The 20,610-nt window shown below is 72.5% G+C and carries 14 protein-coding genes; 11 read left to right on the plus strand and 3 right to left on the minus strand.

Annotation, left to right across the window (positions count from 1 at the left end; genetic code table 11):
- The first annotated feature begins 10 nt into the window (after nucleotides 1-10).
- From ACFPL3_RS23945 to ACFPL3_RS23990, 10 genes are all read left to right on the plus strand, one after another.
- On the plus strand, nucleotides 11-997 hold the full coding sequence (locus ACFPL3_RS23945) for a 2-dehydropantoate 2-reductase N-terminal domain-containing protein (RefSeq protein ID WP_343945938.1): 987 nt from the start codon (nucleotides 11-13) through the stop codon (nucleotides 995-997).
- On the plus strand, nucleotides 994-2,244 hold the full coding sequence (locus ACFPL3_RS23950; protein WP_343945939.1) for a glycosyltransferase: 1,251 nt from the start codon (nucleotides 994-996) through the stop codon (nucleotides 2,242-2,244). The genes ACFPL3_RS23945 and ACFPL3_RS23950 overlap by 4 nt, the downstream gene beginning before the upstream one ends.
- On the plus strand, nucleotides 2,241-4,454 hold the full coding sequence (locus ACFPL3_RS23955; RefSeq protein ID WP_343945940.1) for a right-handed parallel beta-helix repeat-containing protein: 2,214 nt from the start codon (nucleotides 2,241-2,243) through the stop codon (nucleotides 4,452-4,454). Before ACFPL3_RS23950 ends, ACFPL3_RS23955 begins: the two co-directional genes overlap by 4 nt.
- Nucleotides 4,455-4,662: 208 nt before the next feature.
- On the plus strand, nucleotides 4,663-6,024 hold the full coding sequence (locus ACFPL3_RS23960) for a right-handed parallel beta-helix repeat-containing protein (protein ID WP_343945941.1): 1,362 nt from the start codon (nucleotides 4,663-4,665) through the stop codon (nucleotides 6,022-6,024).
- A gap of 503 nt (nucleotides 6,025-6,527) precedes the next feature.
- Nucleotides 6,528-7,499 (plus strand): 2-dehydropantoate 2-reductase N-terminal domain-containing protein, encoded by a 972-nt coding sequence (locus ACFPL3_RS23965; protein ID WP_343945942.1) that lies wholly within the window; start codon nucleotides 6,528-6,530, stop codon nucleotides 7,497-7,499.
- Nucleotides 7,496-8,764 (plus strand): glycosyltransferase, encoded by a 1,269-nt coding sequence (locus ACFPL3_RS23970; protein WP_343945943.1) that lies wholly within the window; start codon nucleotides 7,496-7,498, stop codon nucleotides 8,762-8,764. Before ACFPL3_RS23965 ends, ACFPL3_RS23970 begins: the two co-directional genes overlap by 4 nt.
- Nucleotides 8,761-10,731 (plus strand): right-handed parallel beta-helix repeat-containing protein, encoded by a 1,971-nt coding sequence (locus ACFPL3_RS23975; protein ID WP_379589657.1) that lies wholly within the window; start codon nucleotides 8,761-8,763, stop codon nucleotides 10,729-10,731. The genes ACFPL3_RS23970 and ACFPL3_RS23975 overlap by 4 nt, the downstream gene beginning before the upstream one ends.
- Before the next feature lie 27 nt (nucleotides 10,732-10,758).
- A complete protein-coding gene (locus tag ACFPL3_RS23980; protein WP_343945947.1) occupies nucleotides 10,759-12,111 on the plus strand; it encodes a right-handed parallel beta-helix repeat-containing protein in 1,353 nt (450 codons plus the stop codon).
- Nucleotides 12,112-12,235: 124 nt separating this feature from the next.
- Complete coding sequence (locus ACFPL3_RS23985; protein ID WP_343945948.1) at nucleotides 12,236-12,634, plus strand: STAS domain-containing protein; 399 nt, start codon at nucleotides 12,236-12,238, stop codon at nucleotides 12,632-12,634.
- Between the two features lie 81 nt (nucleotides 12,635-12,715).
- The gene (locus tag ACFPL3_RS23990) at nucleotides 12,716-14,086 is read left to right on the plus strand and encodes an amidase (RefSeq protein WP_379589658.1); all 1,371 of its coding nucleotides are present in this window, start codon (nucleotides 12,716-12,718) and stop codon (nucleotides 14,084-14,086) included.
- 1,378 nt (nucleotides 14,087-15,464) lie between these two features.
- Here ACFPL3_RS23990 and ACFPL3_RS23995 read toward each other — a convergent pair.
- The 3 genes from ACFPL3_RS23995 to ACFPL3_RS24005 form a co-directional block, all read right to left on the minus strand.
- A complete protein-coding gene (locus tag ACFPL3_RS23995; protein ID WP_343945121.1) occupies nucleotides 15,465-16,838 on the minus strand; it encodes an alkaline phosphatase PhoX in 1,374 nt (457 codons plus the stop codon).
- 137 nt (nucleotides 16,839-16,975) lie between these two features.
- Entirely contained in the window at nucleotides 16,976-18,082 is a 1,107-nt protein-coding gene (cds1, locus tag ACFPL3_RS24000; RefSeq protein ID WP_343945122.1) for an L-cysteine desulfhydrase Cds1, read from the minus strand.
- An 8-nt stretch (nucleotides 18,083-18,090) separates the two neighbouring features.
- Nucleotides 18,091-19,416 (minus strand): alkaline phosphatase PhoX, encoded by a 1,326-nt coding sequence (locus ACFPL3_RS24005; RefSeq protein ID WP_343945123.1) that lies wholly within the window; start codon nucleotides 19,414-19,416, stop codon nucleotides 18,091-18,093.
- Between the two features lie 252 nt (nucleotides 19,417-19,668).
- Here ACFPL3_RS24005 and ACFPL3_RS24010 point away from each other — a divergent pair, with 252 nt between their 5' ends.
- Nucleotides 19,669-20,484 carry a coiled-coil domain-containing protein gene (locus ACFPL3_RS24010; RefSeq protein WP_343945124.1) on the plus strand — a complete coding sequence of 272 codons (816 nt, stop codon included), beginning with the start codon at nucleotides 19,669-19,671 and terminating at the stop codon, nucleotides 20,482-20,484.
- Nucleotides 20,485-20,610: the final 126 nt, after the last annotated feature.

Consider the following 20,610-nt stretch of genomic DNA (forward strand, 5'->3'; position numbering starts at 1 on the left):
AGGGCATTCCATGCAGTCGTCGAGGATCTTCATCGTCGGATCGGGCGTCGTGGGAGCTGCAACGGGTGGCGGCTTCCGGGATGCCGGCCACGACGTGACGTTCATCGACATCAACGAGGCCCGCGTCGCCGAGCTGCGCGAGCGCGGGTGGGACGTCCGCACCGAGATCGACCTCGCCGACGAGCCCGAGTCGATCATCTTCCTGACCCTGCCCACACCGCACGAGGGTCACCGCTACGACCTGTCGGCGTTCAGCGCGGGCACCGCGTCGGTCGGCAAGGCCCTCGCCGGCTCGGCCGCCCGCCACACCGTCGTCGTGCGCTCCACCGTGCCTCCGGGCACCACCGAGGGCCTGGTCAAGAACACCCTGGAGGAGCACTCCGGGATGAAGGCCAACGAGGGCTTCGGGCTGGCCTCGAACCCCGAGTTCCTGCGCGCGGTCTCCGCGGCCGAGGACTTCGCCAACCCGTGGATGACGATCGTCGCCAGCCGCGACCCGCAGAACGTCGAGCGGCTGCGGGAGCTGCTGTCCCCGTTCGGCGGCGAGCTGCGCACCTTCACCAACCCGGCCGAGGCCGAGTTCATCAAGTGCGCGCACAACATCTTCAACGCCACCAAGATCAGCTTCTGGAACGAGATGTGGCTCGTCGCCCAGAAGCTGGGCCTCGACCTCGACCCGATCGCCGCCACCGTGGCGCGCTCGGCCGAGGGCTCGATCAACCCCGAGTACGGCATCCGCGGCGGCGCCCCCTACGGCGGCGTGTGCCTGCCCAAGGACACCTGCGGCTTCCTCGGCTTCGCGTCCAACATCGACGTCGACATGCCGCTGCTCTCGGCGGTCGTTGAAACGAACGATCGACTCGCGGCGATCGTCTCAGAGGAGGTCGACACGGCCACGCACGCTGCTTCACACGCGCAGCTGCGCCAGGCCGCCAGTGGAAAGGAGACGGCTGCTGCCGCCGTGGCGAGCGGGCAGCAGCAGCACGAGCCGGCATGAATCTTCCCGCGTACTACTACGTGCTGGGCACCCCGCTAGGGGTGCTCGGCCTCATCCGGTGGGCCACCTGGTTGGTCCGCCGGATCCCCGCGGTCCTCTACAAGCCGGCGGTGAACAACTACCGGCTACCGATGAGCATCGTGGTCCCCACCTACCAGGAGGACCCCCAGATCTTCGCGATGGCGATCGAGTCCTGGCTGGCGAACAACGTCGAGGAAGTGATCCTCGTCATCGACGCCTCGGACACGACCTGCCAGGAGATCGCTCGCCGGTACCCGGTCCGGATCGTGATCACCGACGTCCCCGGCAAGCGCGACGCGCTGCGCCGGGGCTGGCGGGCGGCGCGCACCGATCTCGTGGCGCTCGTCGACTCCGACACGATCTGGGCCCCCGACGTCGCCGACGAGGTGTGCAAGCCGTTCGCCGACCCCCGCATCGGCGGGGTCGGCACCCGGCAGAGCGTCTACGGGACCAAGGGGTTCCTCGCGCGGATCACCGACATGTTCCTCGACAACCGGTACTACGACGAGAACGCCAGCCAGACCCTGCTGGGCCAGGCCGTCGCGTGCTTGTCCGGCCGTACCGCGATCTACCGCCGCAGCCTGCTGCTGGAGATCGAGGCCGAGTTCATGCAGGAGAAGTTCTGGGGCATCCCCTGCCTGTCGGGGGACGACAAGCGCCTCACCACGCTCACGCTCGAGCACGGTTACCTCACCTACATGCAGCGCACCGCCGTGGTGTGGTCGACGTTCCCCGACAAGTGGCGCATCTTCTTCAAGCAGCGGGTGCGGTGGGCGCGCAACACGTGGCGTTCCGACATGCGCGCGCTGTCGAAGGCGTGGGTGTGGAAGCACCCGTTCCTCGCCTACACGATGGTCGACAAGGCGGTGTCGGGCTTCACGGTGCTGCTCGGCCCGATCTTCCTCGTCACGGCGCTGATCGCGCAGGAGTACATCGTGGCGCTCATCCTCGTCGCGTGGTGGCAGGTCAGCCGCGCGGCGAAGTTCCTGCCCCACATCGTGCGCAGGCCGTCGAGCTTCTTCTTCGTCCTGGGCTACGTGGTCGTCTCGTGGCTCATGGCGCTCATCAAGATCCGTGCCCTGATGACGATCCGCTACCAGAAGTGGGGCACGCGCCAGGTTGCCGTCGAGAACGGCCAGGTCGTCCGCACCGCGGGCGCAGGCGGCGGCATGGAGGAAGACGCGACCATCCCGATGCGCGCGGTCGGGGTCGGGAGGGCAGCATGACCAACCCCCGTACTGGCCGGCGACGCCTCGCCAGGATCATCGTGGCGAGCCTCGCCGTCGGCACGCTCGCACTCCCGCTCACGGCCGGTTCGGCCGTCGCGGCCACCGCCGGCGCGGCGGTGGCCCAGACGCCGCCCTCGGGTGGCGACGACACGTCCGGTGGCTCCACGGGCGGGAGCAGCGAGCCCGACGACCCGGGCGGCGACGACGGCGGCAGCGGCGGGGGTGGCAGCGGCGGCGGCAGCGGCGGGAACGACGGCGGCAGCGGCGGGTCCGACGGCGGCAGCGGCGGGAGCGGCGGCAGCACACCGCGGCCGAACCCCGGCGGTGGCGTCACCCCGCGGCCCACCGGCCCCTCGCAGCAGGAGCTGGAGGAGAAGCGCCGGCAGGAGCAGCAGCGCAAGGAAGAGGAGAAGCGCCAGAAGGAGGCGGCCGAGGCGGCCCGCAAGGCCGAGGAGAAGCGCCTCAAGGAGATCGAGCGGCAGCGGCGCGAGGCCGCCGAGCGGGCCGAGCAGGCCGCGAAGGCGCGCGCCTCCTGGGACGAGCGGGGCCGGCCGCGCCAGATGGTCACGGTCCGCACCGACCGGGTCGAGGTCGTGGACAACGGGCGGCTCACCACGCTCGTGCCGCGGCGCCCGGGCACGCTCACCCTCAAGGGCCTCGACGGGATGGTGCCGAACGACTGGATCGTCGAGGACGGCGACACCGTCACGGTCTCCACCACGATCGTCCTGACGCCGGGGGTCTCCTTCGAGATCTCCGACGTCCCCACCGTCCGGCTCACGGGCGGGCCGGAGCTCGCGGACGCCTCCCCGATCTACACCGGTGGCGGCCGGCTGGTGCTGAAGAACACCACCCTCTCCGGGGTCGACCGCGGCGGCCAGCAGCTCCCCATGGAGGCCGTCGGGCGGCCGTTCATCGAGGCCACCAACGGCGGTGAGATCGACGCCACGGACGTCACGATCACCGACATGGGCATGCCCGAGCACGGCCAGGAGAGCGCGGAGCCCGCGGTGGGCTTCAACCCGGGCAGCACCGGCTCGCTCGTGCGCACCACGCTGCAGCGCAACAACATCGGCGTCGAGGTCTCGGGCGCGCAGGGCGTCCAGCTCGACGGCGTCACGGTCTCGGAGTCGGAGGCCGACGGGATCGTCCTCAACGGCGACCGGGGCACGCGGATGGCCAACCTGCGTGCCGAGTCGAACGGCGGCAACGGGATGTTCGTGGGCGGGGAGAACTCCGACCGTCCGATCACCGGCCTCACCACGCTCGGCAACAAGCTCTACGGGCTGGTCGTCACCCAGCAGAAGGGCGCCCAGGTCCAGGGCATCAGCACCGAGGCGGACGAGGCGGGCGGCCTGCGGCTGAACCAGGCCGTCGACGTCACGGTCACCGACTTCTCCGCCGTCGACCAGCCGATCGGGATCTTCACCCACGTCGGCAGCACCGGCATCGTGCTCGACAACATCCGCACGACCGGCGGCCGCCGCGGCGTGGTGGTCGAGAAGAGCACCACGAACCTCGAGCTGAAGAACTCCACGGTCGAGGGCTCGCGGGTGGCCGGTGTCAACATCGGTGGCAAGGAGATCCGGGTCAACGGCGTGCAGGTGTCGGACGCCAAGTCGGCCGTCCGGCTCGAGCGCGGCTCCGGGCACCTCGAGCTCACCGGGATGACCATCGACGGCGGCCGCGACGGCGTGGTCGTCTCGGGTGGTGCCACCGACGTGAAGATCACCGACCTCCAGGCGAACAACGTCGAGGACGACGCGATCCGCACGGCGAGCACGGGCACCACGATCAACGGCGGCACGATCAACGGCGGCACCACCGGCATGGACATCGCCGCGGGTGCCACGATCAGCGCCGTCACGATCAACGGTGCGAGCGAGGGGATCCACGCGCGCACCACGGAGCCGGTGCGGGCCGAGAACGTGGCGATCGATGCCACCGACCTCGGGCTCAACGTCTCGCCCGGCACGCCGTTCACGCTCGCCAACTCCAGCGTCCACGCGCTGGAGGCGGTGCGGGGTGTGTTCGCCCAGGAGGGCACGAACAACATCAGCCTGCCCCCGCTCAACCTGCTGGCGGCGATGGGTGTGCCGCTGATCCTGCTGGCGATCGTGCTGGAGCAGGTGCACTCCTTCCGGCAGCGCCGGGTGGGCGGCAACAAGCGGCGCCTGCCCCCGGCCATCCCGGTGGGAGCGAACTAGCGACGGCGTTCATGTCCCGGTCCACGTCCCGGCGCAGCTCCGCCGCCGCGGTACCCGGCGCCCTTCACGGGGCACCGGGGGCCGCGGCGGCGGTGCGCCGGTGGCGGACGGGCCACCCCGCGGGTGCCGGGTGCGACCGCACCGACGTCCCCGTGCGCATCACGACCATCGGCCCCGGGCCGGTGCCGACCCGAGGATGACCCACACGATGTCTCGACAGACCGCCTTCCACGCTGCCCGCTCCCGTGGCCGCACGACCCTGCTCGGGCTGGTCCTGGCGGTCGCCGCGCTCGTGGCGAGCGCCTGCTCGAACCCGACGCCCCCCGAGCTCAGCCGCAAGGACGCCCCGGCGAACGTCGAGATCGACCCGGCGCAGCCGTGCATCCGGGACGCCTCCTCCGGCGGCGGAGGCGAGGAGGGCGGCCGGGCCACCGCGCGGTTCGACGCCGCGTCGAACACGATCAACCTCACCGGTGGTGAGGGTGTGACGCTGGGCAGCCTCGCGGCGGCGGTGCCCGACAACGTGCTGCGCGAGACGGGCGAGGGTGAGTGGGAGCTGCGCGCCGACATCGCCGTGGCGACCGGCGCGTCGCTGCGGATCGCGGCACCCGAGGTGCGCTGGCTCAAGCTGGTCAGCGACGGTGACAAGTTCGCCTCGCTGAAGCCGTCCGGCCCGGACGCCGTCCTCGACGTCGAGGGCACCTGCATCACCTCGTGGGACGTCGGCGCCAACGCGGCCGACACCAACCTCGACGACGGCCGCGGCTACCTGCTCGCCCGCGACGGCGCCCAGATGAACATCGACAACGCCGAGCTGCGGTTCCTGGGCAACGGCACCGTGGAGTCCTACGGCCTGTCCTGGCGCACCGAGGGCACCACCGGCAAGATCACCAACAGTGACGTCTCGCACAACTACTTCGGCCTCTACAGCTACGAGGTCGGCGGACTCGTCATCACCGACAACGAGTTCCACGACAACCAGCTGTACGGCGTCGACCCGCACACCGGGTCGCACAACCTCACGATCGAGCGCAACGTCGTCCACGACAACGGCAAGCACGGGATCATCCTCGCCGAGGACTGCGTCGACAGCGTCATCCGCGACAACACCGTCTACCGCAACAACCACCACGGCATCGTGCTCTACCTGCGGTCGGACCGGAACACGATCGAAGGCAACGACACCTTCGCCAACGCCTCGCAGGGCATCAACATCAACGAGTCGAACGACAACGTGATCCGCGACAACCGGGTCTACGACAACAACGAGGCGGGCATCGGCATCACCCAGACCTCGGAGAACAACGCGATCGAGGGCAACCAGAGCCGGGGCAACAAGCAGGACGGCGTGCGCGTCGTCAGCGAGTCGTCCCGCACCACCGTCCGCGCCAACACGGTCGGCGAGAACGGGCGGTACGGGGTCTACGTCGACGTCGACGGCGACGTGGACATCGCCGACAACACGATCTTCGCCAACCGCTCGGGGATCATGCTGAAAGGCTCGGCGGTCGTCCCCGACGGCACCAACGCGATCTTCGACAACCTCGAGGCCGCGATCCTCAACGACTGAGCCGCACCCGCCGCTCCCGGCCCGCCCGCTCACCGGACACCCTCGGTGAGCGGGCGGGCCTTTTCGCGACCGCCCGCAAACGCCGGCGTAGCCCGCTGGATGCGCCCGGACGGGGGACGTCGCGCCGAACGGCCACGGAGGGGCGCGCTCGTGCGCCGGGTGGTGCCCGGCGGCCACCCGAACGGCTGTTTCGGGGATGGATACGGGTGGTCGGACAATTGCCCTGGATTCACTTGACCAGGTGTATTTGGCGGTGACCCACGTCACAACGATGGTTACGGATCGTGGACCGTCGCACCCCCTGGCCGTCGCCCATGAGGCCCTCGTAGACCTCATATCGCATCGCTGAGCTGCACGGACAGACTACTGCCCCACCAATTGCCCACAGTGCTCGGATACTCGCCGTAATCGGCAGTTACACGATCGTGGAGCACCGCGATTGCGGAACCATCTTCCTGACGCGAGCAGGTTCGGCCCGTTCGGAATAGGGAAGGTGCATTTCCATGCAGTCGTCGAGGATCTTCATCGTGGGATCGGGCGTCGTGGGGGCGGCGACGGGTGAGGGCTTCCTGGCGGCCGGTCACGAGGTGACGTTCATCGACATCGCCCCCGAGCGCGTGCGCGCGCTGCGCGCGCGGGGCCTGGACGTCCGCACCGAGATCGACCTGACCGCCGAGCCGGATTCGCTGATCTTCCTCACCCTCCCGACACCGAACGACGGGCACAGCTACGACCTGTCGGCGTTCACCGCCGGCACCGCCTCCGTCGGCCGCGCCCTCGCCACCGCGCAGGCCCACCACACCGTGGTCGTGCGGTCCACGGTGCCGCCCGGCACCACCGAGGGCCTGGTCCGCACCGTGCTCGAGGAGCTGTCCGGCCGCACCGCGGGCGCCGGCTTCGGCCTGGCGTCCAACCCGGAGTTCCTGCGCGCTGCCTCCGCGGCGGAGGACTTCGCGCACCCGTGGATGACCGTGATCGCCAGCCGCGATCCCCAGACGGTGGAGCGGTTGCGCACGGTGCTCGCCCCGTTCGGAGGGGAGCTGCGCACCTTCGCCGACCCGGCCGAGGCCGAGTTCATCAAGTGCGCGCACAACATCTTCAACGCCACGAAGATCAGTTTCTGGAACGAGATGTGGCTCGTCGCCCAGAAGCTGGGCCTGGATCTCGACCCGATCGCCGCCACCGTCGCGCGATCCGCCGAGGGCTCGATCAACCCGCGGTACGGGATCCGCGGCGGCGCCCCCTACGGCGGCGTGTGCCTCCCCAAGGACACTCGCGGCTTCCTCGGCTTCGCCGATTCCGTCGGGGTGGAGATGCCGCTGCTGTCGGCCGTGGTCGCGACCAACGACCGCCTCGCGCAGATCGTCGACCACGAGGTGGACACCGCCACCCACGCCGCCGGCGCCGACCAGCTGCGCACCCGCGCGGCCGACCCCGTCGCCGTGACGGGCCGACAGCAGCACGAGCCGGCATGAACCTCCCCGTCTACTACTACGTGCTGGGCACCCCGCTCGGGCTGCTCGGCCTGTTCCGCTGGGGCTGCTGGCTGGTGCGCCGCATCCCGGCCGTGCTCTACCGGCCCGCCATGGACGAGCACCGCCTGTCGATGAGCGTGGTCGTGCCGGTCTACCAGGAGGACCCGCGGATCTTCGCCGCGGCGATCGAGTCCTGGCTGGCCAATGACGTCGAGGAGGTCATCCTCGTCATCGACGCCTCGGACCGGATCTGCCAGGAGATCGCCCGCCGCTACCCGGTGACGGTGGTGGTCACCACCGTGCCGGGCAAGCGGGACGCGCTGCGCCGCGGCTGGCGGAAGGCGACGACCGAGCTGGTGGCGCTCGTCGACTCGGACACCGTGTGGGCGAGCGACGTGGCGATCGAGGTCTGCAAGCCGTTCGCCGACCCCCGGGTGGGGGGTGTGGGCACGCGCCAGTCCGTCTACGGCGGGCGCGGGTTCCTCGCCCGGATCACCGACATGTTCCTCGACCACCGCTACTTCGACGAGAACGCCAGCCAGACCTACCTGGGCAAGGCGGTCTCGTGCCTCTCCGGGCGGACGGCCATCTACCGGCGCCACCTGCTGCTGGAGATCGAGGACGACTTCATGGACGAGTCGTTCTGGGGCGTGCCCTGCCTGTCGGGCGACGACAAGCGCCTCACCACACTGATCCTCGAACGCGGCCACCTCACGTACATGCAGCGCACCGCCGAGGTCTGGTCGACCTTCCCGGACCAATGGCGGATCTTCTTCCGCCAGCGGCTGCGCTGGGCCCGCAACACGTGGCGCTCCGACCTGCGCGCGCTGTCGCGCCCCTGGGTGTGGCGGCACCCCTTCCTCGCCTACACGATGATCGACAAGGCCGTCAGCGGCTTCACGCTCCTGCTGGGCCCGATCTTCATGGTGGTCGCGATCGTCCACCAGAACTGGATCTTCGCGGCCGTGCTCGCCCTGTGGTGGCAGATCAGCCGCTCGGCCAAGCTGCTGCCGCACATCCGCCGCCGCCCCTCCAGCTTCTTCCTGGTGCCCGGCTACGTCTTCGTCTCGTGGGTCATGGCCCTGATCAAGATCCAGGCGCTGCTGACGATCCGCCGCCAGCGCTGGCTCACCCGCCAGGTCGCGGTCGAGAACGGCGAGGTGGTGCGCACGTCGCAGGCGGGCACCGCGCAGGAACCCGTGCAGGAGGAGGCCGGGCCCGCGGAGGAGACCCCGACGGGATCGCGCACGGAGGCCGCAGTATGAGTGCGCGCCACCGGTTGGGGCGGCTCGTCGTCGCGGGCGCCGTGCTCGCGACCGCGGGCGTCCTGCTGAGCGCTGAACTCCTGCCCGGCGTGGCGGTCGCCGCCACCCCCGCCCGTCACGCGAGCCACCCCGCGCTCGCGCCCACCCAGGAACCGCCGGGCGGATCGTCCGGGCCGTCGGCCGCCGAGCGCGCCGCCGCGGCAGCCAAGGCACGTGCGCAGGCCGCCCGGCGGGCGGCCCAGGCGGCCGCCAAGCGTGCGGAGGCCGCCCGCAAGCTCCGGGTGACCTGGGAGTCGCGCGGGCGCCCGCACCGGATGGCGGTCGTGCGCTCGAACCGCATCGACGTGGCGACCGACGGCCGCCTCACCCGCCAGGTCGGGCGCTCCGGCGGCGCCGTCACGCTCACCACGCTCGACCGCGCGCTGCCCAGCGACTGGCTCGTGCGCAACGACGCCACGGCCACGCTCAGCGCCATGATCGTGCTCACGCCGGGGGTCCAGCTGGAGATCGCCGAACCGGGCACGCGGCTGGAACTCGTCGGCGGCGCCACCCCGCAGGACGCGGCATCGATCTTCTCCGGCAGCGGCCGGGTGTCGCTCAAGGGCGTCACGGTGACCTCGATCGACCCGGCCACGGGCCAGGCCGTGGCGCCCGACTCCCCCGGCAGGCCCTACTTCTCCATCTCCGCACGCGGCCGGCTCGACGCCGTCGACTCCACCATCAGCGACCTCGGCACCCCGGCCGCGGGCATCACCGGCGGGAACGCGGGCGTGACGTTCAACCGGGGCAGCAGCGGCTCGCTGGTGCGCACCACGCTGCAGCGCAACACGGTGGGCACGGAGCTGTCGCGGTCGGACGGCGTGCACCTCGAGGACGTCACGTTGACCGAATCCGTCGCCGACGGGCTCGTCCTCACCGGCGACCGCGGCACCACGATGAGCGGCATCCGCGCCACCGGCAACGGCGACAACGGCGTGGTCGTCGACGGCGAGACCACCGGCCGCCCGGTCACCGGCATCTCGACCTCCGGCAACGGCGGGTTCGGCGTGGTCGTCGTCGGCCAGACCGGCGCGCAGCTCTCCGGGATCACCACCGAACGCGACCAGTCGGGCGGGCTGCGCATCAACCGCTCCACCGACCTGCACGTCTCCGACTTCAGCGCCTCCGAGCAGCCGGCCGGCGTGTTCGTCCACGTCGGCAGCTCGCGGATCCTGCTCGAGCAGCTGCGCACGTCGGGGGGCAGGCGCGGCGTCGTCGTCGAGAAGAGCACCGACGGCCTCGAGCTGCGAGACTCGACGATCGACGGCGCGCGCGTCGCCGGCGTCGGGATCGGCGGCAAGCGGGTGGTGCTCAGCGACACGCGGGTGTCCGACTCGCGCGCCGCGGTGCGCGTCGAACGCGGCGCCGTGGGCGTGCGGATGCAGCGGCTCACGGTGGCGGGCGGGCGCGACGGCGTCGTGGCCACCCCGGGCACCCACGGTGTGGTCATCGCGGACCTCGTGGCGCGCGACGTCGCGTCGGACGCCGTCCGGACCGCGAGCACCGACGCCGAGATCATCGGCGGCCGGATCACCGGCGGCGCCACCGGCATCGACGTCGCCGCGGCCACCACGATCTCCGGCACCACGATCGAGGGCGCTGTGGAGGGCATCCACTCCCGCTCGACGGAGCTCGTACGGGCCGACGAGGTGCAGGTGGACACCCTCGAGCTCGGCGTCAACGCCGCACCGGGAACCCCGTTCCACCTGACCGGGTCCAGCGTGCACGCCCTCGAAGCGCTGCGCGGGCCGATCCAGCAACACGGCACGAACGACCTCAGCCTGCCCCCGCTCAACCTGCTCAGCGCGATCGGCCTCCCGCTGGTCCTGCTGGCGGTCGTGCTCGATCAGATCCACGTCACGCGGCAGCGGCGGGCGGGCGTGCGCCCCCGCCGCGCACCGCCGGTACCCGTCGGCGTCACGGGCTGACCCGTGGCTCCGGCCGAGGAGGGGACCATGAAGACCGCGCAGACCCCCGCCCGGGCGGCCCTCCTGGTGGGGACGGTCGTCGTGCTGCTCGCCGCCGTGGTGCTCGCCGTGGTCGGCAGCATCCCGCCCGAGCCGCCGCACCTGGTGCGCCAGGAGGCAGCACCGAAGGTGGCGATCGACCCGGCCAACCCCTGCACCCGGCAGGCGCCCGAGGCGCAGACGCCGCCCCCGCCCGCCGATGTGCAGGCCCGCTTCGACCCGGTGCAGAACGCCGTGCTGCTGTCCGCGGGGCAGGGCGTGACCCTGCCGGCGCTCGCGCAGGCCGTGGGCAACCCGGACCTCCTGCGCGAGGAGGCCCCGGGCGTGTGGCTGCTCGGCGCGGACCTGGCGGTGCTGCCCGGCACGTCGCTGCAGATCGCGGCGCCGACCACGCGCTGGCTCAAGCTGCTGAGCACTGCCGGCCGCTACGCGTCCGTGAAGGCCTTCGGCGGTGGGATCGACGTGAGCGGCTCCTGCATCACGTCCTGGGACCCCGCCACCTCCGCCGTCGACACGGAGCTCGCCGACGGCCGCGGCTACCTGCTCGCCCGCGACGGCGCCCAGATGAACATCGACAACTCCGAGATCCGATTCCTCGGGCACGGCGAGGTGGAGTCGTACGGGCTGTCGTGGCGCACCGAGGGCACCACCGGCAAGATCACCAACAGCGCCGTGTCGAACAACTACTTCGGGCTCTACAGCTACGAGGTCGGCGGACTCGTCATCACCGACAACGAGTTCCACGACAACGTCCTGTACGGCATCGACCCCCACACCGGGTCGCACAACCTCGCCATCGAGCGCAACGTCGTCCACGACAACGGCAAGCACGGGATCATCCTCGCCGAGGACTGCGTCGACAGCGTCATCCGCGACAACACCGTCTACCGCAACAACCACCACGGCATCGTGCTCTACCTGCGGTCGGACCGGAACACGATCGAGGGCAACGACAGCTTCGCCAACGCCTCGCAGGGGATCAACATCAACGAGGCCAACGAGAACGTCGTCCGCGACAACCGGGTCTACGACAACGCGGAGTCCGGCATCGGGATCACGCAGACCTCCCGGGACAACGTCGTCGAGAACAACCAGAGCCGCGGCAACCAGCAGGACGGCGTCCGGGTGGTCAGCGAAGCGGCGCTCACCACGCTGCGCGCGAACACGCTGGGCGAGAACGGCCGGTACGGCGTCTACATCGACATCGACGGCGACGTCGACATCGCGGGCAACCTCATCTTCGCCAACCGCTCCGGGATCATGCTGAAGGGATCGGCGATCGTCCCCGACGGCGACAACGAGATCTTCGACAACCACGAGGTCGCGATCGCCACCGGATGAGCACCCCCACGCCATCCGGGGGGTGTTGTTGTGCCCCCCGGAGGCCCTCCGTAGGGTTGAGCAGCGGCCCGCGAGGACAGACCGCACCCCGAGTCCACGACCCCACATCGAGGAGCCGGTGCGCATGAGCGGCGACATCCCCGCCGAGCACGGAAGCACGGACGACACCGACGAGATCGGCGAGGTCGTCCGGTTCGACGTGGTGAGCCATGGGCCGGACGCGCGGGTCGTCCACGTCGTCGGGGAGATCGACACCCTCACCGCCCCCGTGCTGCGCACGCGCCTCGACGAGCAGGTCGCAGCCGTTCCGCTGCTGGTCCTCGACCTGTCCGACGTCACGTTCCTCGGCTCCGCCGGTCTCGCCGTGCTCGTCGCCGCCAAGGACGAGGCCGACCGCAGGCGGCACACGCTGCGCATCGTGCCCGGCTCACGGATCGTCACGCGCGCGCTCGAGGCCACCGGTCTCCTGGGGATCTTCGACATCGCCGAGGGCGTGCCGCAGGCACTCGAACCGGCCGGCTGAGGCCGCCTCCCACACCCCCGTCCGGGGGTCCGTCCGGCGGGTCATCCCCATGATCAGCGCTTTTGCTGCCATGGTGGAGGAATGGACGCCCCCGACCTGACCGGGCTCACCGCGGCCGAGATCGTGTCGCGGGTGCGTGACGGGCGCAGCAGCGCGGTCGACGTCGCCCGGGCCCACCTCGCGCGGATCGCCGAGCACGACCCGGAGGTCGGGGCCTTCGCCGAGCACGACCCCACGCGCGTGCTCGCCGAAGCGGGCGGCGTCGACTCCCGCCCCGACCGTTTCGCGCTCCCCCTCGCCGGGGTGCCCGTCGCCGTGCCCGACGACGTCGACGTCGCCGGCTACCCCACCCGCCACGGCTCGGCCGCCACCCCGGCCGACCCGGCGCGCCGCGACGACGAGCTGGTGAAGCGGCTGCGCGCCGCGGGCGCCGTCGTCATGGGGAAGGTGCGGATCCCCGAACTCTCCGTGTGGGCGTTCGCGCAGGCCACACAGGCATCCCCGCGCAACCCCCTCGACCTCTCGCTCGATCCCGGCGGGTCGGGCGCCGCCGCGGCGGTCGCCGCCCGGATGGCGGTGCTCGCCCTCGCCACCGACGGCGGAGGCGCGGCCCGCGTCCCGGCCGCGTACTGCGGCCTCGTCGGGCTCAAGCCGGGCCCGCACGTCGTGCCGCTCCCCCGCGGCGCCGACGAGCACTGGTGCGGCCTCGGCGCCACCGGGCCGATCGCGCGCACCGCCGAGGACGCCGCCCTCCTGCTCGGCGTGCTCGCCGCCGACCCGGTCGACCTCGACCTGCCCGGGCCGCGCCGCATCGCGCTGTCGCTGCGCACCCCGTGGCCCGCCCGGGCCCTGCACCCCGACCACCGGGCCGCCGCCATCGGCGCCGCCGCCCGGCTGCGCGCCGGACCCGGCGGCGCGCTCGTCACCTTCGCCGACCCGCCCTACCCCCGCACCCTCGCCCGCCAGTGGATGCGCCGCTGGCAGGCCGGCGTGGCCCAGGACGCCGAGGCGCTCGACCTGGACGTCACCGCCGCGGAACGCTGCACCGCCACCGTCGTGCGCAAGGGCCGCCGCATCCAGCGCTTCGCACCTCCCCGGCCGGACGCCGCCACCGCGTGGCGCGACCGCGTGCTCGCGTGGATGGACGACGGTGGCTACGACGTGCTGCTCGGCCCCGCCACCGCCCAGCCCCCGCTGCGCGCGGGCGCCATGCTCGGGCACGGCTACACCTCGAGCCTCCTCACCGCGGCCCGGCGGCTCCCCTGCACCCCCGCCTGGAACCTCGCGGGCCTGCCCGCCGTGGTGGCCCCCGTCCTCATCGGCGACCGCCCGGTCGGCGTGCAGCTGGTCGGCCGCCCCGGCGCCGAGGCCGCGCTCCTGGCCGCCGCGGCCCGCCTCGAGCGGCGCGTGGTGCCGGTGGCGAGTGCCGCGGCGCCCCGGGTGTACGCCTAGCGGCTCCAGGTCCCACCCGCCGGAGGGCCGGCCGCGCGTGCTTCTCGCGCCCCCGTGACCTCGCCGAGCCGTACACCACCGCGGCCACCCGGGCCGTGAAGTACTGCTCGCGCCGCCCCACCCATGCCGAGCCGCACACCACCGCCGCCACCCGAGCCCTGAGGTACTGCTCGCGCCGCCCCACCCATGCCGAGCCGCACACCACCGCCGCCACCCGAGCCCTGAGGTACTGCTCGCGCCGCCCCACCCATGCCGAGCCGCACACCACCGCCGCCACCCGAGCCCTGAGGTACTGCTCGCGCCGCCCAACCCAGGCCAATAACTCCGAGCCGCACACCAGTGCGATCGAACCCGGTCTGAGGTACTGCTCGCGCAACCGTGACCCCGGCGAGCCGCACACCCGGGCTGCCGGAGCAACATCAACGTGCGACTCGCGCCCTGGGGTCGTCCCGAGCCGCCGGACATGCCCCCGAGCAGCACACCGGTGCGGTGACGCCGACCGGGAGGTACTGCTCGGCCCCGCCGGCCGTGACCGGCCCGAGCAGCACACCTGGGCTCCGCAGCAACACCGACGTACGACTCGCGCCACGCGGCCACCCCGGATCGCCGGCTACATCGGCCGAGCCGCACACCTGCGCAGCCACGCCGACCCCAACGTACTTTTGGCACCGCCCACCTACCCGAGCAGCACACCCGGGCTGCCGGAGGAACCCTGGCGTACGACTCGCACGCACCGCAGCGACCTCAGCCGCCGCACATGCCCGCCGAGCAGCACGCCGGCGCCGTCGCACCGACCCTGACGTACTGCTCACGCCACCCCAGGCCGTGACCGGCCCGAGCAGCACACCAGCGCTGCCCCACCGACCACGAGGTACTTCTCGCGCCACCCGCGACTGCGTCCCCGGACCGTCGGAGCGACGCTGGTGTACGCCTCGCGCCCCAGCCCAGGGGGCCCGCCCACCGAGCAGTACATCAGCGCAGCCACGCCGACCAGGAGGTACTTCTCGCGCCGCCCCACCACCCGAGCAGCACACCCGGGCTGCCGGAGGAACCCTGGCGTACGGCTCGCGCCGACGTGGGCGTCCCGAGCCGCCGCACATGCCCGCCGAGCAGCACGCCGGCGCCGTCGCACCGACCCTGACGTACTGCTCACGCCGCCCACACACACACGCTGGTCACTCCGAGCCGTACGCCACCACGGTCGGGCCAACCCGGAGGTACTTCTCGCGGCACCTCAGCCGCCCGAGCAGCACACCCGGACCGCCGGACCAACCCTGGCGTACGACTCGGGCGCACCGCAGCGACCGGAGCCGCCGCAATGCCCGCCGAGCAGTACGCCGGCGCCGTCGCGCCGACGCTGACGTACTGCTCGCGCCGGCTAGTGCTGGGGGCGCCAGGGGCCGGTGATCGCGTACATGATCCCCGGCGTCTGGACGCTGGCGAACAGCACCTTGCGGTCGTGGGAGTAGACGGGGCCGGCGAACTCGCTGTCGCCCGCCATCTGGTTGCGGGCGAACTCGAACGCCTCGCCGCCCTCGGTGACGCCGACGAGGTGCTGGGTGCCCTCGCCGTCCTCGGCGAGGATCAGCCCGCCCCAGGGCGACACCGTGATGTTGTCCGGGCCGTCGAACTCACCGCCCGGCGCGAAGCGCAGCTTCAGGGTGAGGGTGGCCCGTCGGGGGTCGTAGAACCACACCTGGCCGTCGTGGGGCACGGGGCTCTCCTCCCGCGCGTAGCTCGTGACGACGTACGCCCCGCCGTCGCCCCACCAGGCCCCTTCGAACTTGCGGCCGCGGGTGACCTCGCCCGGGCCGAACTGGTTGCGGGTGGAGGTCGTGCGCGCGTCCCGGTCCGGCACGGGCACCCACGTCACGTCGTAGGTGGTGCCGACCTCGGTGCCGCGCGCCAGGTCGTCCACGTGGGTGCCGGCCGCGTCGGTGCACCGCATCGCGCCGAGGGCGCCGTCGGCCGAGCCGAGCTGCCGCAGCGCGCCCTTGCGCGGGCGGTGACCCCGGGGCGGCTCCCAGCGGTAGAGCAGGCCGTTCGGGTTGGACGCGTCCTCGGTGAGGATGATGTCGCCGCGCTGGGGGTCGACCGCCAACGCCTCGTGCGAGTACCGCCCGAGCGCCTTGATCGGCTGCGGGTCGCGGTTGGCGTCGAGGTCGAACGGGTCCACCTCGAACACGTAGCCGTGGTCCTTCGTCCGTCCCTCCGACCCGGCGCGGTCCTCGGTCTCCTCGCAGGTCAGCCACGTGTTCCACGGGGTGATCCCGCCCGCGCAGTTCGTGGACGTGCCGGCGACCCCGACGTACTCGCGGACGCGGTTGCCGTCCCGGTCGACCTCGACGATCGTGCAGCCGCCCGCGCTGCCCGGGTCGTAGGTGAGGCCCTCGCGGTGCGGCACCGGGAACGGCACGGCGCCGACGGGGGCGCCGATCTCGTGGTTGTAGACGATCGTGGTGCCGCCCGCCTTCCCGCGGAAGGCACCGGCGCCGTCGTGGTGGCTCGGCGTGGGCTCCCCCGTGTCGAGCGTGGTGGCGCCGGCCTCGCTGACGATCGAGTAGCGGAAGCCCGCGGGGAGCGCGAGTCGCCCGGCGGGGTCGGGGACGAGCGGACCGTAGCCGGTGCGCGGGGGTGCGGCGGCGGCGTTGGGCGTGGTGAGGAGCACGTCACTCGCGCCCAGCAGCACGACGCCCGCACCGGCGGCGGCGCTGCGGCTGAGGAACCCGCGGCGGGACAGAGCCTCGGTCATGTCGGATCTCCAGTCGGGGAGCGGCCGGTCGGTATCACCCGACCGGGTGGTGGCCGGCGGAGATCGTGACCGGCGGCTGCGACGAACAGGTGAACGCCACCGGTCCGACGGCGGTCGGTCCGGCGGACGCTGCGCGCTCAGACCTGCTCGGGCGGCTTCCACTCCCCGGTGCTGACGAACCGCTCCAGCGTGGCCGTGTACGGCGCGAGATCCATCCCCTGCTGCCGCAGCCAGGCGTCGTCGTAGTAGCTGTGCCGGTACCGCTCGCCGCCGTCGCAGAGGAGCGTGACGACGCTGCCGCGCACGCCCGCCTCCTTCATCCGCGCCACCACCTGCCAGACGCCCCACAGGTTGGTGCCGGTGGACCCGCCCGCCCACCGGCCGGTGACGTCGCGCAGGTGGCGGGCGGCGGCGACGCTCGCGGCGTCCGGCACCGGGATCATCAGGTCGATCACGCTGGGCACGAAGCTGGGCTCGATCCGCGGGCGGCCGATGCCCTCGATGCGCGAGGGCATGCCGGTGGCGTAGTCGGGGGTGTCCAGGGTCCAGCCCGGGAAGAAGGCCGAGTTCTCGGGGTCGACGACGGCGAGGCGGGTGGGGTGGCGGCGATAGCGCAGGTAGCGCCCGATGGTGGCCGACGTGCCGCCGGTGCCTGCGCCGACGACGATCCACTCCGGCACCGGGAACCGCTCCATCGCCAGCTGCTCGAAGATCGACTCGGCGATGTTGTTGTTGCCGCGCCAGTCGGTGGCCCGCTCGGCGTAGGTGAACTGGTCGATGTAGTGGCCGCCGGTCTCGGCGGCGAGGCGCTCCGCCTCCTGGTACATGTCCGGTGCCGCGTCGACGTAGTGGCAGCGCCCGCCGTACCGCTCGATCAGCTCGATCTTCTCCGGGCTGGTGGTGCGGGGCACCACGGTGACGAACGGGACGCCGATCAGCCGCGCGAAGTACGCCTCCGACACCGCCGTGGAACCGGAACTCGCCTCCACGACCGTGGTGCCCTCGACGATCCAGCCGCTCGCCAGCGCGTAGAGGAACAGCGACCGGGCGAGGCGGTGCTTCAGGCTGCCCGTGGGGTGCACCGACTCGTCCTTGAGGTACACGTCGATGCCCCATTCGGCCGGCAGGGGGAGGACGTGCAGGTGGGTGTCGGCGGAGCGGTTGGCGTCGGCCTCGACGCGCCGGATGGCCTCCGTGACCCAGGCGCGGGTGCGGTCGCAGGATCGGTCGACGGGCTGGGGCACGGCCCCAGTCAACCCCACGGCCCGGTGATCGCGAACATGGTGCCCGGCACCTGGAGGTTCGCGAAGAGCACCCGGCCGTCGGCGCTGAACACGGGCCCGGTGAACTCGCCGCCCCGTTCGCTGCGCGCGACCTGGAACGTCGTGCCGTCCTCCGCGGCCGCGACGAGGTGGTTGGTGCCGCCGCCGTCCTCGGCGACGATCACGCCGCCGTACGGCGACACGCTGATGTTGTCGGGGCCGTCGGCGCCGTCGTCCTCGCCGGTGAACCGCAGCCGGAGCGTGAACGTCGAGCGCTGCGGGTCGTAGAACCACACCTGCCCGCGGTGGCTGCCCGGGCTCCCACCGCCCGAGTAACTCGACACGATGTACGCGCCGCCGTGCCCCCACCAGGCGCCCTCCAGCTTGTGCGCGCGGGTGACCCGGCCGTCGTCGAACTGCTTGCGCACCGACTCCTCACGCGCGTCCCGGTCGGGCACCTCCACCCACTCCACGGCGTAGGTGGTGCCGGGCGCGCCGGCGCGCGACAGGTCGTCGACGTGGCCGCCGCCCTCGTCGGTGCAGCGCATGGCGGCCAGCACCCCGTCGGTGTCGCCGAGCCCGCGCAGGACGCCCCGGCCGACCCGCAGCCCCGCCGGGGGTGTCCAGCGGTAGACGAGCCCGTTGGGCCCCGACGCGTCCTCGGTGAGGTAGATCTGCCCGGTGCCCGGATCCACGGCGAGCGCCTCGTGGGAGTAGCGGCCCAGCGCCTTGACCGGTCGCGGGTCCACGAGGGCGGCCCGGTCGAAGGGATCGACCTCGAAGACGTAGCCGTGGTCGCGCTCGTAGCCGCGCTCGCCCGCCCGCGCCTCGGTCTCCTCGCAGGTCAGCCAGGTGTGCCAGGGCGTCACCCCGCCCGCGCAGTTCGTGGAGGTGCCCGCGATCGCCACGCGGTCGCCGACCCGCCTGCCCGCCGCGTCGGCGGTGACCACCGTGCAGCCGCCCGCCGCGCCGGGGTCGTAGACCAGCCCGTCGAGGTGCGGCACGGCCAGGTCGGTGCCCGCGCCCTCGCGGATCTCGTGGTTGAGCACGAGCACGGTGCCCCCGCCGGGCCCCGGGAACGCGCCCGTGCCGTCGTGGTTGCGCGGGGTGGGCTCACCGGTCTCCAGCGACGTGACCCCGGCCTCGCTCACGATCTCGTACGTGAAGCCCTCCGGCAGCGCGAGCAGCCCCTTCGGGTCGTCGACGAGGGGGCCGTAACCGGCGGGCGGCGCCGCCACGCGCAGCATCGAGGTGCTCCCCGCCAGCAGGACCCCGGCGCCCGCCCGCCGGATGAACGAACGCCGCGTCAGCCCCATGGCATCGATGAAAGAGGACGGGCGCGGGGAACGGTGGGATCCATGCGGGGCGGCATCCGGGGTTCACCACAAGGAGTTACTGATCGTGACGCTCCGCAGTAACCTGTGGTGGTCCGCAGGCCGCAGTTCGGCGACCGCACGCCCCGCAAGCCCGTGTACTGCGGTGATGCCGAACACCGCCGGACGCAGGAAGGCATCCGCCCGCCGACGCCATATGGAGGAACACTGCTTCGAGCGAACACACTACCCGCCGTGACGATCAGCACCCCCCCGAACTCCGTCCACAGCAGTGGGGGCGTCCCGTCCCCCGCCGGCGCGTCGTTCGACATCGTCCGTCGTGGTTACGACCGCGACCAGGTCGATGCCCAGATCCGCGATCTCCGCGACCGTGTCAACGCCGCGGAGACCGCCCGCAAGCAGGCCGAGCAGCACGCGCGTGCTCTCGAGGGCGAGCTGCGCACCGCCCGCGCGCAGCAGGCCGACGGCCCGATCTCCCAGGAGAGCTTCGGCTTCCGCGCGGAGAAGATCCTCAGGCTCGCCGAGCACGAGGCGGCCGACGTCCGCAGCCGGGCGGCCAACGAGGCCACCGCGCTCGTGGAGCAGGCCCGCGCCGACGCCGAGCGCCACCGCCACGAGGTCGAGCAGAAGCTCATCGCGCGGTCGGCCGAGCTCGACCAGGAGGCCGCGCAGCGCAACGTGGCCATCCAGGAGCGGGAGCAGCAGGCCGCGGCCATGTTGGCCGCCGCTCGTGACGACGCCGGCCGCATCACCGACGACGCGCGCGCCGCCGCAGACAAGGTGCTCTCCGAGGCGCAGGCCCGCGCCAAGGAGGTGCTCAACCGCAGCGACCAGGACCTCAAGCGGCGCCGCGAGGCGGCCGAGCAGGAGCTGCGGCGCATCGGCTCCCTGCACGAGGGCGTGCGCAACGAGATGGCGCGGCTGCACAAGCTCCTCGGCGCCGAGCTCGGCGAGAGCGGCACCCGCAGCACCACCACCGGCACCAGCAGCAACACCGGCAACACCAGCTCCGACTCCGCAGATCGCAACGGCGCCGCGGCCCGCGGCTGACACCGCGGTCACGCTGATCGTCCGTTCCGATCCGCATCCCGCGGGCGACCCGGACCGGTCCTTCCGTCCGACCCGTCCGGGTCGCCCGCCGCTCCAGGTGGCATGCAAGGGCGCCGACCCTTACGG

The organism is Pseudonocardia zijingensis (assembly GCF_042657305.1).
Lineage (GTDB): Bacteria > Actinomycetota > Actinomycetes > Mycobacteriales > Pseudonocardiaceae > Pseudonocardia > Pseudonocardia zijingensis.

What these genes read in the sequence shown, in the direction of transcription:
- ACFPL3_RS23945 (WP_343945938.1), top strand. Translation starts at nt 11, where the DNA reads ATGCAGTCGTCGAGGATCTTCATCGTCGGATCGGGCGTCGTGGGAGCT.
- ACFPL3_RS23950 (WP_343945939.1), top strand. Translation starts at nt 994, where the DNA reads ATGAATCTTCCCGCGTACTACTACGTGCTGGGCACCCCGCTAGGGGTG.
- ACFPL3_RS23955 (WP_343945940.1), top strand. Translation starts at nt 2,241, where the DNA reads ATGACCAACCCCCGTACTGGCCGGCGACGCCTCGCCAGGATCATCGTG.
- ACFPL3_RS23960 (WP_343945941.1), top strand. Translation starts at nt 4,663, where the DNA reads ATGTCTCGACAGACCGCCTTCCACGCTGCCCGCTCCCGTGGCCGCACG.
- ACFPL3_RS23965 (WP_343945942.1), top strand. Translation starts at nt 6,528, where the DNA reads ATGCAGTCGTCGAGGATCTTCATCGTGGGATCGGGCGTCGTGGGGGCG.
- ACFPL3_RS23970 (WP_343945943.1), top strand. Translation starts at nt 7,496, where the DNA reads ATGAACCTCCCCGTCTACTACTACGTGCTGGGCACCCCGCTCGGGCTG.
- ACFPL3_RS23975 (WP_379589657.1), top strand. Translation starts at nt 8,761, where the DNA reads ATGAGTGCGCGCCACCGGTTGGGGCGGCTCGTCGTCGCGGGCGCCGTG.
- ACFPL3_RS23980 (WP_343945947.1), top strand. Translation starts at nt 10,759, where the DNA reads ATGAAGACCGCGCAGACCCCCGCCCGGGCGGCCCTCCTGGTGGGGACG.
- ACFPL3_RS23985 (WP_343945948.1), top strand. Translation starts at nt 12,236, where the DNA reads ATGAGCGGCGACATCCCCGCCGAGCACGGAAGCACGGACGACACCGAC.
- ACFPL3_RS23990 (WP_379589658.1), top strand. Translation starts at nt 12,716, where the DNA reads ATGGACGCCCCCGACCTGACCGGGCTCACCGCGGCCGAGATCGTGTCG.
- ACFPL3_RS23995 (WP_343945121.1), bottom strand. Translation starts at nt 16,838, where the DNA reads ATGACCGAGGCTCTGTCCCGCCGCGGGTTCCTCAGCCGCAGCGCCGCC.
- ACFPL3_RS24005 (WP_343945123.1), bottom strand. Translation starts at nt 19,416, where the DNA reads ATGGGGCTGACGCGGCGTTCGTTCATCCGGCGGGCGGGCGCCGGGGTC.